Source organism: Metaclostridioides mangenotii (genome assembly GCF_017873185.1).
In the GTDB taxonomy this organism is placed as follows: Bacteria; Bacillota; Clostridia; order Peptostreptococcales; family Peptostreptococcaceae; genus Metaclostridioides; species Metaclostridioides mangenotii.
This window is the reverse complement of record NZ_JAGGJX010000002.1, coordinates 481,677-498,233: the sequence shown is the minus strand read 5'-3', so window position 1 is coordinate 498,233 and position 16,557 is coordinate 481,677. Positions and strand designations below refer to the sequence as shown.

Here is a 16,557-nt window from a genome sequence, read left to right as displayed (position 1 = left end):
TTCCCCCTAAAAAGATTTACTTGAATCTAACAGAATTGTTACAGGTCCATCATTTGTTAAGTCTACCATCATATGTGCTCCAAATTGTCCAGTTCCAACATTTAATCCTTGTGATTTTGCCTTAGCTATAAATTCTTCATATAGTTTATCCGCCAAATCTGGCTTTGCCGCACTAGTAAAGCTCGGTCTTCTACCTTTTCTACAATCTCCGTAAAGTGTAAACTGAGATACAACTAGAAGCTCTCCATCTATATCCTTTAACGACAAGTTCATTTTATCATCCTCGTCTTCAAAAATTCTAAGGTTCAGGATTTTATCTATCATATAGTCTACATCCTTTGATGTGTCATCATGAGTAACTCCAAGTAAAACCATAAGCCCTTTATCAATTTTCCCTATAACATCTCCATCCACTGTAACGCTCGATGAAGATACTCTTTGAACTACTGATCTCATTGCATCCTCCCATTTTTAGTTGGTTGTATTTTAGTTGGTCATTCTGTAGGCATTTTCCACCCCAGGTATTGATTTTATCTTCTTCATAAGTGAATCTAATTGATCAGCACCATCGACCTCTATTAGTAAATTTATATTAACTATTGATTCCTTTCCTTTTCTTGCATTAATTCCATTTAGACATATCTTCTCAAGTGTTACAATATGAGTAACATCGTTTACAATTCCTCTTCTATCAGCTGCTCTTATCTGGATTTCAGCCTCAAACTTAGCTTTATCCACACCATCCCATTCAACTTCTATAAGTCTATTTTCTAAAAATTCTCCAGTGTCTTCTGTAGGCGTAATGTTAGGACAATCTGTTCTGTGAACTGCAACACCTCTACCCTTTGTTATATATCCAACTATATTGTCACCAGGAAGTGGATTACAACACTTAGCAAATCTTATAAGTATATTGTCTAGCCCCTTAACGCTAACTCCTTGTTGTGAGCCTTTCTTTCTTTTACTACTGTATTCCTGATCTGATATATTATGCTTAGCTATATCATCGGCTTGTTGCTGTTGATCTGCCTTTTGTTTTTTGACATCTCTTAAATAAAGTTCTTTGACTTTACTTGTAACCTGAGATCCCATAAGTCCGCCATATCCAACAGTAGCAATCAAGTCCTCGACACTAGGTTGGTTGAATTTTTTAGCAACAAGTGCCATATACTTATCTATCTGTTGATCTTTAGTTGGAAGTCCATGTCTCTTTAGCTCCCTTTCCATGATCATATTACCGCGGTCGACGTTCTCTTCTCTTCTCTCTTTTTTGAAAAACTGTCTAATTCTGCTCTTAGCGTTTGGAGTCTTAACTATATTTAGCCAATCTCTGCTAGGCCCATTAGAATTAGAAGAAGTCAGTATTTCCACAATATTTCCGTTTTTAAGCTTATAATCAAGCGGTACTATCTTACCATCTATCTTAGCTCCTACACATTTGTTTCCTACCTTTGTATGAACTCTGTATGCAAAATCTATAGGAGTTGAATCAGCTGGAAGTTCTATGACATCACCTCTTGGAGTGAATACATATACTTGGCTGTTAAATACATCTTCTTTAAGGGCATCCATAAATTCCTGTGGATCTTTAACGTCCTTTTCCCATTCCATCATTTGCTTTAACCACTGAAGTTTTTCCTGTGATCTCAGTACTCTAGCATCAGTTAAACCTTCTTTGTACTTCCAGTGTGCAGCAATACCATTTTCTGCAATGTTGTGCATTTCATAAGTACGTATCTGAATTTCAAGCGGCTCACCATCAGGTCCCACAACAGTCGTGTGAAGTGATTGGTATAAGTTTGGTTTTGGCATTGCTATATAGTCCTTAAATCTTCCAGGAATAGGCTTCCAAAGTGTGTGTACAATACCTAAAACAGCATAACAATCCTTTACACTGTTTACCAAAATTCTAACAGCCGTTAAATCGAATATTTCATCGAATGATTTGTGCTTCTTTTCCATCTTCTTATATATACTATAAAAATGCTTTGGTCTACCGTAGACATCGCATTCGATATTCATTTCTTTAAAAGTATCATTTAAAATTCCAACTATTTTTTCTATATAAGCCTCTCTTTGGCTCCTCTTCATAGAAACGCTATCTACTAATATATAATAACCTTCTGGATCCATAAATCTAAGTGCAAGATCCTCTAATTCCCATTTAATCTTTGAAATACCTAGTCTATGCGCAATTCCACCGTATATCTCAAGAGTTTCTTTAGCTTTGTACTTTGCCTTTTCTGGCGGCATATACTTTAAGGTCCTCATATTATGAAGTCTATCAGCTAATTTAATAAGAATCACACGGATGTCTTTTGCCATAGCCAAAAACATCTTTCTTAAATTTTCAGACTGAGTCTCTTCCTTAGACTGGTACTTTATCTGTCCAAGCTTTGTTACTCCGTCTACTAAGTCAGCTACATCCTGTCCGAACATTTCCTTTATATCTTCATAGGTATACTCAGTGTCCTCAACTACATCGTGAAGCAGACCTGCTGTTATAGTTTCTATATCTAGCTCCATATTAGCCAAAATATTAGCTACTGCAATAGGATGAATAAGATAAGGCTCTCCAGACTTTCTAAACTGTCCTTCATGCGCTTTTCGGGCTAGTTCATATGCCTTTTCTACTAAAGTGAAGTCAGCATTAGGAGCATAGGATTTAATTTTACCGATTAATTTTTCTAATTCTTTATCATGCATATAACCACCTGTTTAATCAAAATTTTGTTCGTCAATCTATATGATCGTACATTGTACTATAAATATATTTAATTTATAGATTGTTTCTCCTAATACCCTAATAACTTATATATAAGCAATTCCCTAGTAAATTTGTTAATCGTCAGGTAAAATTATATATATTAATACCGAAAAATTGCAGTGTAGCAAACCTGATGATTCAACAAATTTTGATTGAAGCTATTTACTTAAGCTAACTAGTATTTTATAAGAGATTTAACATCGTACTTTGTAAGTTTTTCTCTAGCATTTAAGAACTCTAGCTCTATTAAAAATTGAATTGACACTACCTCTCCACCAAGTTTTTCAATAAGTTTAGCTGAAGCTTCTATAGTCCCTCCTGTAGCTAGTAAATCGTCTACTATTGCCACTCTAGTCCCTTTGTTGATGGCATCTTTATGTATTTCCAGAGTATCTGTACCATACTCAAGTCCGTATTCATACGATTCAGTTTCACCAGGTAGTTTACCAGGCTTTCTAATAGGTACAAATCCTGCTCCTAAAGCATATGCTACAGGAGTTCCCATTAAAAATCCTCTTGCCTCTGGCCCTACTACTACATCTATATCTTTTGATTTTAAATCTTCAACCATAGTATCTACTGCATATTTAAAAGCTTCTCCATCTTTTAATAAAGTGGTTATATCCTTAAAATCTATACCTTCTTTTGGAAAATCCATAATATCCCTAATTTTGCTTTTCAAATCCATACAAACCCTCCTAATAGCTGCTTTTGAATTTACTAATTAATTCATTCAAATTTTTTAAAATAAGGCTACTGTTTAAATCCATTTTGCTGTCTGGCTTTGGCAGCATACTTATAAATATACTATCTTTTTCACAGCTATAATCGAGAAGTTTAAGTTCTTTAAATACATTTGATGCTGTAAAAAATTTCAGTGGCGATACACCAAAGATCTTTTTAATGTCAACTGTATCAAGTTTTACTTCTTTATTTATCATAACATTTTTATAGACTGATAAAAAATCGTCCCTATTTGGAATTATGTTATCAACTATATTTTGAATATACAATAAGCTAGTTTCATTATAATTATTAACTATTTTACTTTTTTCGCCTTTATTTTTATAAATATGATTGTATTCGCCTAAAGTGAATAAATAATCATAAAGAATAATATTATTATATCTTTTTAAGTCTATTTTATCAATATTAGGAGCGAATATAAGTTGTATATTAGCATTATCTTTAGAACTGTCTATAATATTGTAATTTACATCAAATTCTCCATCTATTAACGATATATCGGAAACGGCTGAATTAAATCCATTTACTGAGTTTGTAATTACTAGCGTGTTAGGTTGCAAGTACTCAAAAATGTCTAAAACAACATCTCCATTTACTAAATCGGTACCGGGACCTTCTTCGTCGATTAAACAGTAAAGTTCGGATATATCATTTGGAATTATTTTATTCATTAGACTTATGCTATCTTTGTCGTTATTTATATTTTTAGGACGATACATTCTAACGTCTTTTATTAAGAATTGTATTTTAGTGTTTCCCATATAAGTATTTTGATCTAGCTGAAATAAAACATCTATTCTATCTCCTACTTCGTAGTTTTCAGCTAAGTACGCCATATTAAATCCTACGCATTCATACTCATAAACTCCAACTGCATTGTACTCACTCTTTTTCTCTACCCTCAACTTCAAATGCTGTCTGGTTTTACCCATAACGATTATATCTTTTAATTCACAGTTTCTCATAATAAATCTAGGAGTTGGATTGCTCATGCCGAATGGTTCTAAGTTATGTAGTTCTTCTACCAGATCCAGACTTACAGATTTTTCATCTAATTCGTACTCTACACTCACATTTTCAACCATATCTTCTTCAGTCAAGCTGTAGTCTGCAAATTTATTGATTTCATCTCTAAGTTTATCTATGTTCTCTACTGGTAGAGTAAGCCCCGCAGCCTGCTCATGCCCTCCAAACTTCGTCATAAGGTCAGAGCATCTCATAAGAGCTTCAAATATACTAAATCCCTTAATAGATCTCGCAGATCCCGTAGCCTCGCCATCTTCTATGTTTAGTAAAACTGTCGGCTTGTAATACTTTTCGGTAAGCTTTGATGCTACTATTCCTATAACACCATGTTGCCATCCTTCACTAGCGATTACTAGAACTTTGTCAACTTCATACCTTTTATCCAAACTCATTATCTCTTCGGCTTTTCTGTACATATCAGCTTCAATAGCCTTACGTTCTTCATTTTTATCTTCTAGCAGATTCGCTACTTCTTCTGCTTCCTTTTGAGAATCTGTTGTGAAGAGCTCTACACCTAGATAAGAAAACCCTAGACGTCCTGCAGCGTTTATTCGGGGTCCTACGGCGAATCCTATGTGTGCTGAACCTATCTTTGCACCTTCTACTCCGCAAACGTTTAGAAGCTCTCTTAATCCCATATTTTTGCCTTTTCTCATTAGTTTTAAACCGTTTTTTACAATTATTCTGTTTTCGTCTTTAAGAGGAACAATATCACATATTGTAGCAAGTGTAACAATTTCTAGGTAATTGTACATTTTTGTCTCAAATTCTTCTGCCGGTGTCAAAGCTTGTATTAATTTAAATGCAATGCCACATCCACAAAGCATATCAAATGGATAGTTGCAATCTTCCTGTTTTGGATTTACTACTGCAAAGGCATTTGGGATTTCATCTTGACACTCATGGTGATCTGTTATTATAACGTCTATTCCAAGATCATTGGCTACATCTACTTCTTTTGTAGATGTTATACCACAATCAACGCTTATTATAAGGTCACAACCTCTATCTTTTATAAGTCTGATTGCGTCTTCATTTATGCCGTAGCCTTCCTCAAGCCTATTTGGAATATAGTAACTCACAGGATATCCAATGTCCTTAAAGTATAGACAAAGAACTGATGTCGACGATACTCCATCGACATCATAGTCTCCGTATATCCAAATTTTTTCGTTATTTGCTATTGCTTTCTCTATTCTATCGACGGATTTTTTCATATCCTTCATTAAAAACGGATCTCTTAAATACTTTAGCGAAGGGTTTATAAAAATTTCTGCTTCATCTTCTGTTTCTATTCCTCTATTTTTCAAAATCTGACTTATTTCCAGGGAAATCCCTAGATTTTTAGCAAGTTCATCTTCTTTTATTTTTCCAGTGTGTTTTAGTGTCCACTTTTTCAAAAACAATTCCCCCTTTAACTCTTACTCTTTAAAAAACTTAACTTTATACTTTTTACTATCTTAAAATGTCTTTTCTCCTTAATGTTTTGCTTTAATCTTTATACTTTGATCTTATACTTCTTATTACTAAAAACAAACCAATTAAAAACGAAATAAAAAATCCAGACAGTGCTGTATACTTTATCCATACATTTTTTTCTATATTCGGTGACGCTACTATTAAAGATGAACCGATAATAATTGAAGCTAGAATCAAAGATAAAGACATTTGGGAAGTCAGCTCTACAACAACAGCTTCCAACTTTGTCATCTTAACATCTTCAATATTAAGCTTTATATTATTTCTCTCTACATTTTTAAGTATTGATTTTAGTTGTCTCGGGATAGACTTTATATCTAACATGATTTCTTCTATATTCTGCCTAGAATCCGAAATTAAATCTTTTATATTCAGCTTGTGCTTATAGTAGTGTTTTAAAAATTCTTTGCTAAGTGAATCAAGAGAGAAATTCGGATTTAGAAGTCTAGCTGTTCCTTCAAGAGTTATTACTGTTTTAGCTAGTATCACAAGTTGATTTGGAAGAACTACATTGTACTTTCTAAAAAATCTAAAAACCTCATTTAAAATTTCTGTGGCACTTATTTTCTCAAGCGGAACATCGTAGTAGTAGTGAATAAGATAGAGTAAATCTTGCCTAAATCCAGATATATTGGAATCACCTGATAGAGCATCCATCTCTAAAAGAAGATATATTATCTTATCTACATTTTTATCGACTACTGCTAATGATACCTCGTTTAGCATTTTTAAAGTCTTGTTGTCTATTATCCCGATCATTCCGAAGTCGATATATGATATTTTATTTTTCCCGACCACAAATATATTTCCAGGATGGGGGTCGGCATGGAAAAATCCATCTGATAGTACTTGCACAAAAAACGATCTTACACCAATGTTGGCGATATTCTCGGTGTCCCATCCAAGACTTTTTATTTTATCTATATCGCTCAGCTTAATTCCTTTGACTTTTTCCATTACTAAAATTCTCTTTGTGCACCATTCTAAGTACACTTCAGGTATATAAACTTCATTGCTATCTTTAAACATCTTTCTAAACTTCGTTGCACTTATCGCTTCAAATGTATAGTCAAGTTCTCTTAAAAGCTGTGTCTCAAATTCCTCTATTATCTCTACTAAGTCGACTTTATAATCTTTTTTTAAATCATTCAGCGAAACTGCTATAGTTTTAAGGATCTCGAGATCAGATTTTATTGTGCTTTCTATATTCGGTCTTTGAACTTTGACTATTACCTCTTCTCCGGTTTTAAGAGTAGCCTCGTACACTTGGCCTATTGAAGCAGCCGCAATTGGATCCTCATTAAAATAAGAAAATACTTCTTTTATCCCTTGGCCGATCTCCCCTTCAAAAATCGCTAAGGCTTTTTCGGTAGGAAATTTTCCAGTATTATCTCTAAGTTTTGAAAGCTCGTCTATAATATCTTGATCGATTAGATCTTTTCTAGTACTAAGTATTTGACCTATCTTTACATAAGTTGGTCCAAGCTCTTCAAGAGCGAATGTCAACCTCTCACCTGTAGTCATATTTTTTATATTTTCTGATGTGTCAAAGATCGGTATTTTATAGGCTATGCCTTCAATATTTAGTTTTTCTACTATGAAACTAAATCCATATTTTATTAAAACATGTGCAATCTCTTTATAACGTTTTAAATGCCTATAACTAATTCTCAAATTACTTCCTCCTCTAATAGACAAGACTCAATTTCTATCCTAAGAAGGAGACAATAATATATTGCCCCCTTCAAAATTTAAATTCGTATGAATCTATTTATATCCATTTGCTGTATCTACATACCACTTTGCAGAACTTTTATTTCCTTCTATATCTTCTTTAGTAAGTTCTCTGACTACTTTAGCTGGAATTCCCATAAGAAGTACGCCATCTGGGAACGTCTTTCCAGATGTAACTACACTTCCAGCAGCTACTATAGAGTTTGCACCTATTACAGCATTATCTAATACTATTGCTCCCATTCCTATAAGTGTATTATCACCAACTGTAGCACCATGAACCAAAGCTTTATGACCTACAGTTACATTGTTTCCTATTTTAGTTATATAATCTCCGTGTAAAACGACTCCATCTTGTATATTGGAATTATCTCCTATAACTATAGCTTCACCGTCTCCTCTTAAGACAGAATTGTACCAAATACTACAGTTTTTTCCAATTTTAACATCGCCAATTATAGACGCAGTTTCTGAAATAAATACATTTTCTCCTATCTCTGGATTTATTCCCTTAAAATCTCTAATTACCATATACAGCCTCCTAAAAAGATTACTTTTCTACTTCTGTCATAAGTTTTGCCTGAATCATAATTGCACACTCTGTACGTTTTCTCTGCATTTCACAACCAAGATCGTAAGGAACAGTTATATCCTTGTTGAAATTAATTGCATTGGCGTGGCAACCACCTGAACAGTAGAACTTATTCCAACATTTTTTACACTCTTCTTTGCTATATACATGAGCTTCTCTAAATGACTGTTTTAATTCTTCAGGCATTTCTATTTTTTCATCGAATATATTCGCCATCTTGAACTCTTCATTACCTACAAATTGATGGCATGGATATATATCACCTGATGGAGTTACTGAAAGATACTCATTTCCTGCCCCACATCCAGTTATCCTTTTAATAACACATGGACCTTGATTTAAGTCGATCATATAGTGGAAAAACTTAAATCCTTCTCCGTTTAACTGTCTATCTGCATATTCATCTGCAAATTTTTCGTACTCTTCAAATATTTTTGGAAGATCCTCTTCTCTAAGAGCATAAGGGTTGCTTGTATCTCCGACTACAGGTTCAACAGATGTAAGTTTAAATCCTTCATTTGCAAAGTGAATAATGTCTTTTGAAAAATCTAAATTATCTCTTGTAAATGTCCCTCTTATATAGTAGTATTTGTCCTTAGGTCTATTCTCGACAAGTTTTTTAAATTTAGGCATGATAATATCATAGCTTCCTCTGTCATTTAATGTCGGTCTCATACTATCATTTATATCTTTTCTACCATCTAAACTTAAAACTACATTGTGCATATTTTCATTAATATATTCAATTATTTCGTCATTTAATAAAACACCGTTTGTAGTTATTGTAAATCTTATATTTTTATTATGTCCTTTTTCAATACTTCTTCCGTACTCAACAAGTTGTTTTACAACGTCGAAGTTCATAAGTGGCTCTCCACCAAAGAAGTCGATTTCAAGATTTCTTCGGTTTCTTGAGTTTTCAATCAAATAGTCTATAGCGGCTTTTCCTACTTCAAAGCTCATAAGCTCTTTGTCTCCACCGAAATCACCTTGTGCTGCAAAACAGTATTTGCATTTTAGGTTGCAATCATGAGCTACGTTTAAACAGAGTGCCTTAACTACTGATTCTCTGTTTACAAAACTAGGATGATTTTCATATGTATCTTCAGAATAAAGAAGCCCTTCATCTTTTAAGTTTGTAATTTCATTATATGATTCATTTATCGATTTTTCGTCAAATTCATCCTTCATAAGAGCTATTATTTGTTCTATTGTTTTATCTTCATAAAAATCTAACATCTTATATGATAAATCATCTAAAATATGCACAGAACCACCGTTCACGTCTAGCGCAATATTATATCCATTCATTGAAAACTTATGTATCATTAAATCTTACCTCCCAAGTTGCGTCACAAATCTAAATTATTTTTATATACATTTCAACTAATTATATCATATTGTCTGTTTAAATTACAAAAATAAAGCCATGGACAAATGCCCATGACTTTATTTATATATCTATTATGTAATTAACACATTACTTCCCCCATGTAGCATTAAAAAGGCATCTCTATGTCAACCCTATTAATGAAAAAAATATTCCAAAAAAAAATTAAATCTATCTATAATTAATATTAATTAACTTTATCCCTTTGATTCGTTAAAGGCTCTGGATGATACATGATCCAAGAGCAAGTAGTATTTGTTGATAAAACCGCTGTGAACAATGCTAATACACTACAGCATTTTAATGCTTTTATCTTAAATATTTCTAACAATCAAATCTCCCCCATAAAATTATTTTATCAACTAGTTCTTCTGCTAGTAACAATAGCTAGTACTTGCATTATAAAAATCCAGTAAAGCGCAAATGCACTAAAAATAAAGTAATTTGTCAATATACCGAAACTTATACTAGCTACATTTACTGTGAATATTATTAATGACAATCTTGCTGCAACTTTCTTATGATGAATTCTTTCTGCATCGCTAAGTGGGTTATTTCTGTGTTCTACCGGTGATAGTATACAAATTCCTATTAAGCTTACTGCTAGTCCAATCATTATTGGAATCTGATATACTTCTAAATCTATATAATTTATGGTTAATATTGTAACTAAATAAATAGTTGCAAAAGTTAGCAGGCATCTTGAATAATTTTTTGCATGAAAACCTCCTGCGTACTGTCGTATCGGACAGTATGTCAATAAGAACAACAAAGTATGTACAAATTTTCCGAAAATTAAGCCTATCAAAAGTACAGTTAATGCATTTGCTGCAAAAGCTATTATTAACTCAAATCCGTACGAATATACCCTGAACTCTTTCTCTTCAATAAGTTCATTCGTGACGAGAACTGATGTTATCCTATCTGCACTTAATTTAAACATTTAAGACCACCCTTTCAAATATCTATTAAATGAAGGATAACCCTTCATTTTATTTTTTTCAACACCTTATGTGAAACTGGGCATTAAAATTGCATAACTGGTCAAATTTTTAACCTAAAGTAGTAAATATGCTCTCCACCTGTGCTTTCAATTGAATCAAAGTTTTCTATTCTTTGTCTTATCTTTCATTATAAAAAAAAATAGCCCTTTTGTCTATTTAATTCTAACTAAATCTTTACATTTCCTTCAATTTTCACTAAAATCCACAAATTATGGATAACCTGTGCATAAGTTGTGGGTAAACACTATTAATTTGTGAGTAATTGTTGATAAGTTTTTATATTTTTAATATTAGAATTTTGAACAAAAATAAATAGGAGTGGATAACCACTCCTATTGATATATAATAAACAAATAAACCCACAAATAGATCAAATTGTATAATTTTATTAGAATGTTCCTCATAAGTGTTTCGCATCTCTAAACTTAAGATCTACATTAACATCATTTAAAAGTAATTCTACTATTAAAATCCACCATACTCAACCTTAACTCTTATATATAAAAATTCGGTGCTATTTAGGGTTTATTCGATTATCAATTCCATTTAGCTGCATATTTCTTTACTATCTATTCTATATTTTTTTATTTATTTATTGTTCATTATATAATATATTGCTTTATATATATATTATACTATTTTTGAAATATAATTCTCTATATTGCAAAAATTTTTTAATAATTTTTTTAAATTATGTACTAAAAGACTATTCTAAATATCTATCCATAAGATCAGATATCTCTCTAGAAGTTCCCCTAGTGAAAACTTCATCCTTTAGTTTTTCTAGATCTTGCGTATTTATAGAGCTGATTAAATTTCGTACTTCTAAAATCGAAATAGGGGGCATTGATAGTTTTTTAAAACCTATCGCTAAAAGAAGTGGCACCATTTTTAAGTCACTACAAGGTTCACCACTTATTCCTACCCACTTATTTTCATTTTTCGCACTTTCTATTACGTGTCTTAATAATCTTAAAACTCCTGGATTAAACTTGTCAAATATATCGTTTAGCCTATGATTGCTTCTATCTACCGCGCATGTAAACTGTATCAAATCATCTATCTCCACAGATAGAAAATCTACATGCTTTACTATTATATCTGAAATTATAGCCAGGGATGGGATTTCTATCACTGCGCCGATTTCTACATTTTTATTGTACTTAATGCCTTCTACATCTAACTTATCAAGAGTTTCTTTTAATATAGACTTTACCTCTAGTAATTCAGCTAGGCAAGATATCATAGGGAATTCGATCTTTAGGTTTCCGTGTACACTGGCTCTATAGAGCGCTCTTAATTGAGTTTGAAAAATATCTAATCGATCAAGACAAAGTCTAATTGACCTATATCCAAGTGAAGGATTTAGTTCTTCTTTCAAGTTTATATAACTCAGCTCTTCATCTGCTCCTATATCTAAAGTTCTTATTACTATTGGCTTGCCATCCATTTTTTCTATTATTGATTTGTATACTTCATATTGTTGATTTTCGCTTGGAGATGTATCTCTATTTAAATATAGAAATTCAGTTCTTAATAACCCAACTCCTTCTGCATCATTTTTAATTATGTTGTCTATTTGAATTTGACTGCTTATAATTCCATATAGATTGATCTCTTTTCCATCTAGTGTAACTGTCTTTTTACCTTTTAATCTTTTGAGCATTTCTCTTTCTTTACAGTATTTTTTTCTATGCTCTATATACTCAGCTTTGATTTTTTCATCAGGGTTTAAAATTACTTCACCACTACGTCCATCAAAGACAACGTAGTCACCATTTTTTACTTTTTGGGTTATATCATTTAATCCAACAACTGAAGGAATTTCAATGCCTCTTGAAATTATTGCAGAAATAGATGCCTTTGTTCCTAAATCGGTTAACGCTCCTACAATTGTATCTACATTAATCAAGTTTAAATCGTTTATTGAAAATTTATCACTTACCAAAATAGTATCTTCTTCTAATAATGATACATCGATTACTTCTAGTCCAAGTAAGTGTTTAATCAACCTATTAGTTATACTTTTTATATCAAATGCTCTTTCTGAAGTATATAAGTTTCCCATAGATTCAAACATAGTTACAAATAACTCTTTAGCTTCATTTAATGCGTACTCTGCATTTACTTTTTCTTTTTCTATTCTTTCTTTTGTCGAAATAATTAAGTCCGAATTATCCAGTATTGACAGATGTTCTACAACCAATTCTGCCTCACCATAAGGCAATTCTTTTATAGCCTTGTTTTTAAGTTCATCCATCTCTTTTCTAGATATTTCTACAGCTCTATCAAGCCTCTCGATTTCGTAGTCCACATTGTCTATAGTTCTCTTTTCAATGATAGGTTTATTGTCCACAACTACTAAAGCTTTTCCCATAGCAATTCCAGGTGAAGCGCCTATACCATTCAGAAACATAAAATATTCCCCCCATAATTGTTAGATATTGACGATCTTTTTATTTTTCATCAAATTCGTTTTCAATCAAATCTACAATTGCCTGCATTGCTTCACTCTCATCATCACCTTTTACAACTATCTTTATTTCTTCTCCCTTTGAAAGCCCTAGACTCATAATGCCCATAATAGACTTTGCATTTACACTTTTACCTTTAAATTCAACCTCTACATCTGATCTATACTTAGATGCTTCCTTTACAAACATACCTGCTGGTCTTGCATGAAGCCCACTTTTATTCTTTATCTTTACTATTTTTTCCATAGTTTTACTGTCCTCCTACTGTATATTCTCTCTCTTTATCTTAATCTATCTGCTTTGTTCACTTATACCAGTAATTATACTATTTATCAAAAGTTTTGAAGTTTTATGCTTTTTTAATAAATTTATATTTTTTTGTATTATTGGTTTTGATCCGAAACTCGATATTATATCGTTGTTTGATTCAATGTTTGTATTTACAATATTAAATACTTTATTGAAATCGTAAAGTTGTACTCTGTTGATATTATTTTCCTCAAGCTTAGTCTCATATATACGATAAAATAAATCCTGATACGAAAAATTCTTAGCTAAATCAAGCGTATCCCCAACTTTTGGGATAACTACTTCCATAAGAGTCCTTAGATTAGGATCTTTTTTAATATTTAGCAAGTTGCATATATTTTCTATTACATCTCTATCTAGCCTTCTAAACATTTCAAAACAGTACTTGTCGTCGAACTTATAATCTAAATCAAAGAAATACTTTACACCATGGCATCTTTCATACGCCTTCATAGTATCTAGGTATCCTAATTTTATATTTTTCTCAACACTATCTCTATCTTTATTTAAGGATCCCCCTAAGTATTCAGAAGGAATTATCGTCTTTACATTCATATTGCTGTATTTATTTAAACTCATTTTACCAATAAGGTCATCAACAAGTCTTATTACCACTATATCTTCATACCCTTTATCTTTCAGCAGGCCTACAGGTATATTATCTGAAAATACTCCATCTAAATACAATCTATCGTCCATTCTGTTCATCTGAAATATCGGAAGACTAGAACTTGCAATTAAATAATCTATCAATCTGCCTTCTGGCATTTCCTCTATATACAATTGGTGGGGATTTAGCTTTTTATCCCAGTACACAGTTACAAGCCCAAAGTCTTTCTTTGACTCTCTCAGTATTCTCTCATCTAAAGTATTTTCTAGTAGCGATCTCAATGGGCTGATATCAATACCTTGATTTTTTCTAGCCTTATTCATAAGATCAAGTACACTATTAAAACTTTTAGTAGAGAAACTTATATCTTTAATTCTTTCATAATTTTCTTTGTCAATATCCATAAAGTATGTATAATCGTAGTTTAGCCATATATCTTCCATAACCTCTATGTCATCTTGAACTATATAAGCTCCATTTAATGCTCCTATAGAAGTTCCAGATACACCTTGAAATTCCATACCTAATGATCTGAGAGCTTTATAAGCTCCTATTTGGTATGCTCCTTTTGTACCCCCGCCTTCTAGTACTAATCCTCTCATATCATCACCACCAAATTAAGCTTTATTTGATAATAAAATACAATTTATGAATTATATTTTACCATATTTTGACCTTCTAAACATAAAGATTTAAGTATCAGATTATCTATTTCACTTTGTAAATACTCAGCATTCTGTATACTATGCTGCGATTTATTTCTAATTTCATATATTATCTGCTTAGATAAATATTCTATTTCTTTGTAGTTTTCTCCTTTAAAGATTTTCATCTTTAGTACTTTATTTGGGTAGTAATCATATATCCCTCTACTCATCTTTTTAGCTGTAATTTTATAATATTTGTCATACACTTTAGAATTTAAAAGAGCTACCAAGTATTCATATGAAAATTCATTTAAATATTCTTCCTTAATAGCGAATGAATATACATCTGCACTTGAGAAATTGTAGTCGTAATCTATTGCAAATTTATTTTCTTTTGATTTGTAAGGATACATTATCTTAATTCTCTCAAACAAATCTACACTTCTTCCCCACTGCAGCTGATGCCATTTCCTTATATTTTTTTTGCACTCTCTTCTATTCTTTAATCTTTCACTGTATTCCTCTATTAGAGTTTCAAAATAATCTAGGTCATCTTCATCTTCTATTATGTCCGAATACACTAATTGGAAATCACTTGAATCTACTGAATACTTCTGTATGTCTTTATTTTTTACCCAACTTTTTAAAAATTTTCTATTTATTTTGTCGAGCCTCTTATCGCCCTTTCTATAAATAAATGCCTTATCACAACCAGTTATTACACCTTGAAAACTTTCAACAATATCTCCAAGTTGAAAAGTACACTTGTTTTGAATTATTGTATAGAACTTTTCACTGTCCTCATCCACAATAATCCAGTCATCATCTAAACTGTCTTTCTTGATCTTCAGGTGCTCAAATTTATCACTTCTAATATATACTGAAAGCCTTTCTATATTTTTCATGCTCATATCTTCGTCTTTAACTCTGTATACATCTGCGTACGACTTACTTTTTTGATTACCAAATGTAAGTATACAACTAGAAATTCCTACATTTTTAAAAATTTTAGCTCCTAAAAAGTCTACACATTCCTCAATAGATATGTTTTCATTTATATAATTTCTTAAATCTTTTGCCGATGGGCTCTCTAAAAAATACCTAGGTGTCACTATACTGCTTTTCCCACCCTCATCCAACAAATCCATGATTTTTTTAATAAAACAGAAGTAAAGATCTGATTTATCTTTATAGACTTCCCCGAAATTTTTATTTAAAAACTCTCTGTAACTTTTATCTATATTTTTATGCCCTACATAAGGTGGATTTCCTATTATATAGTCAAATTTATACTTATTGTCGTAATTTAATGAATCATAACACTGTATATTTTTTTCATAATTACATGAATTCTTGAGATCTTTCTTTGATAACGAATCTCTTAATATATTTATAGCCTCGCTATCGATATCTGTTCCGTAGATACAGTTGTTTATTATGTGGCTGTGAAGATTATTTTCATTCCAATAATTTTTGCCGTATTTATTTGATAGCGCTTTTAAATTATTTCTAAACATACTGTACAGTACATCGTAAGCTACTATTAAAAAATTGCCACAGCCACAAGACATATCAAACACCTTTGGATATGGATTTTCAATTATGTCGTGTTTATATAGAGTCTTTTCCATAATGTATTCAACGATAAATTTAGGTGTATAATATATGCCTGAGCTCTTCTTTACCTCTTCATCTAAGCTCTTTTCATAATTATTTGATACAATAAAGTCATCTTCTTTAATGAAATTTCTATCACCACGCATATTGACCTCCAATCA

13 protein-coding genes are annotated in these 16,557 nt (G+C 31.7%); all 13 read right to left on the bottom strand.

Going from position 1 to position 16,557, the window contains the following annotated elements:
- Positions 1–6 precede the first annotated feature (6 nt).
- The 13 genes from dtd to J2Z43_RS08330 all read right to left on the bottom strand — a co-directional run bounded on the left by dtd (position 7) and on the right by J2Z43_RS08330 (position 16,542).
- Positions 7–456, bottom strand: coding sequence for a D-aminoacyl-tRNA deacylase (gene dtd / locus J2Z43_RS08390; RefSeq protein WP_209456761.1), 450 nt, complete (start codon positions 454–456; stop codon positions 7–9).
- A gap of 30 nt (positions 457–486) precedes the next feature.
- Positions 487–2,706 (bottom strand): RelA/SpoT family protein, encoded by a 2,220-nt coding sequence (locus tag J2Z43_RS08385; protein ID WP_209456760.1) that lies wholly within the window; start codon positions 2,704–2,706, stop codon positions 487–489.
- 236 nt (positions 2,707–2,942) lie between these two features.
- Positions 2,943–3,455 carry an adenine phosphoribosyltransferase gene (locus J2Z43_RS08380; protein WP_027701401.1) on the bottom strand — a complete coding sequence of 171 codons (513 nt, stop codon included), beginning with the start codon at positions 3,453–3,455 and terminating at the stop codon, positions 2,943–2,945.
- Between the two features lie 10 nt (positions 3,456–3,465).
- On the bottom strand, positions 3,466–5,940 hold the full coding sequence (gene recJ / locus J2Z43_RS08375; protein WP_209456759.1) for a single-stranded-DNA-specific exonuclease RecJ: 2,475 nt from the start codon (positions 5,938–5,940) through the stop codon (positions 3,466–3,468).
- Between the two features lie 91 nt (positions 5,941–6,031).
- Positions 6,032–7,693, bottom strand: coding sequence for an ABC1 kinase family protein (locus J2Z43_RS08370; protein WP_209456758.1), 1,662 nt, complete (start codon positions 7,691–7,693; stop codon positions 6,032–6,034).
- A 93-nt stretch (positions 7,694–7,786) separates the two neighbouring features.
- Entirely contained in the window at positions 7,787–8,284 is a 498-nt protein-coding gene (locus J2Z43_RS08365) for a gamma carbonic anhydrase family protein (RefSeq protein WP_209456757.1), read from the bottom strand.
- Between the two features lie 19 nt (positions 8,285–8,303).
- A complete protein-coding gene (gene scfB / locus J2Z43_RS08360) occupies positions 8,304–9,674 on the bottom strand; it encodes a thioether cross-link-forming SCIFF peptide maturase (protein ID WP_209456756.1) in 1,371 nt (456 codons plus the stop codon).
- A gap of 248 nt (positions 9,675–9,922) precedes the next feature.
- Positions 9,923–10,066, bottom strand: a complete 144-nt coding sequence (locus J2Z43_RS08355) for a cyclic lactone autoinducer peptide (protein WP_081800284.1) — start codon at positions 10,064–10,066, stop codon at positions 9,923–9,925.
- 27 nt (positions 10,067–10,093) lie between these two features.
- Positions 10,094–10,678, bottom strand: coding sequence for an accessory gene regulator ArgB-like protein (locus J2Z43_RS08350; protein ID WP_209456755.1), 585 nt, complete (start codon positions 10,676–10,678; stop codon positions 10,094–10,096).
- Between the two features lie 767 nt (positions 10,679–11,445).
- On the bottom strand, positions 11,446–13,155 hold the full coding sequence (gene ptsP, locus J2Z43_RS08345) for a phosphoenolpyruvate--protein phosphotransferase (protein ID WP_209456754.1): 1,710 nt from the start codon (positions 13,153–13,155) through the stop codon (positions 11,446–11,448).
- A 40-nt stretch (positions 13,156–13,195) separates the two neighbouring features.
- Positions 13,196–13,459, bottom strand: coding sequence for an HPr family phosphocarrier protein (locus J2Z43_RS08340; protein WP_024621036.1), 264 nt, complete (start codon positions 13,457–13,459; stop codon positions 13,196–13,198).
- A 45-nt stretch (positions 13,460–13,504) separates the two neighbouring features.
- Positions 13,505–14,734: a patatin-like phospholipase family protein gene (locus J2Z43_RS08335; protein WP_209456753.1), complete on the bottom strand. Its 1,230-nt coding sequence runs from the start codon at positions 14,732–14,734 to the stop codon at positions 13,505–13,507.
- Between the two features lie 44 nt (positions 14,735–14,778).
- On the bottom strand, positions 14,779–16,542 hold the full coding sequence (locus J2Z43_RS08330) for an Eco57I restriction-modification methylase domain-containing protein (protein ID WP_209456752.1): 1,764 nt from the start codon (positions 16,540–16,542) through the stop codon (positions 14,779–14,781).
- Between the last annotated feature and the right edge of the window lie 15 nt (positions 16,543–16,557).

What these genes read in the sequence shown, in the direction of transcription:
- ptsP (WP_209456754.1), bottom strand. Translation starts at nt 13,155, where the DNA reads ATGTTTCTGAATGGTATAGGCGCTTCACCTGGAATTGCTATGGGAAAA.
- J2Z43_RS08385 (WP_209456760.1), bottom strand. Translation starts at nt 2,706, where the DNA reads ATGCATGATAAAGAATTAGAAAAATTAATCGGTAAAATTAAATCCTAT.
- J2Z43_RS08335 (WP_209456753.1), bottom strand. Translation starts at nt 14,734, where the DNA reads ATGAGAGGATTAGTACTAGAAGGCGGGGGTACAAAAGGAGCATACCAA.
- scfB (WP_209456756.1), bottom strand. Translation starts at nt 9,674, where the DNA reads ATGATACATAAGTTTTCAATGAATGGATATAATATTGCGCTAGACGTG.
- J2Z43_RS08350 (WP_209456755.1), bottom strand. Translation starts at nt 10,678, where the DNA reads ATGTTTAAATTAAGTGCAGATAGGATAACATCAGTTCTCGTCACGAAT.
- dtd (WP_209456761.1), bottom strand. Translation starts at nt 456, where the DNA reads ATGAGATCAGTAGTTCAAAGAGTATCTTCATCGAGCGTTACAGTGGAT.
- J2Z43_RS08340 (WP_024621036.1), bottom strand. Translation starts at nt 13,459, where the DNA reads ATGGAAAAAATAGTAAAGATAAAGAATAAAAGTGGGCTTCATGCAAGA.
- J2Z43_RS08365 (WP_209456757.1), bottom strand. Translation starts at nt 8,284, where the DNA reads ATGGTAATTAGAGATTTTAAGGGAATAAATCCAGAGATAGGAGAAAAT.
- J2Z43_RS08330 (WP_209456752.1), bottom strand. Translation starts at nt 16,542, where the DNA reads ATGCGTGGTGATAGAAATTTCATTAAAGAAGATGACTTTATTGTATCA.
- J2Z43_RS08380 (WP_027701401.1), bottom strand. Translation starts at nt 3,455, where the DNA reads ATGGATTTGAAAAGCAAAATTAGGGATATTATGGATTTTCCAAAAGAA.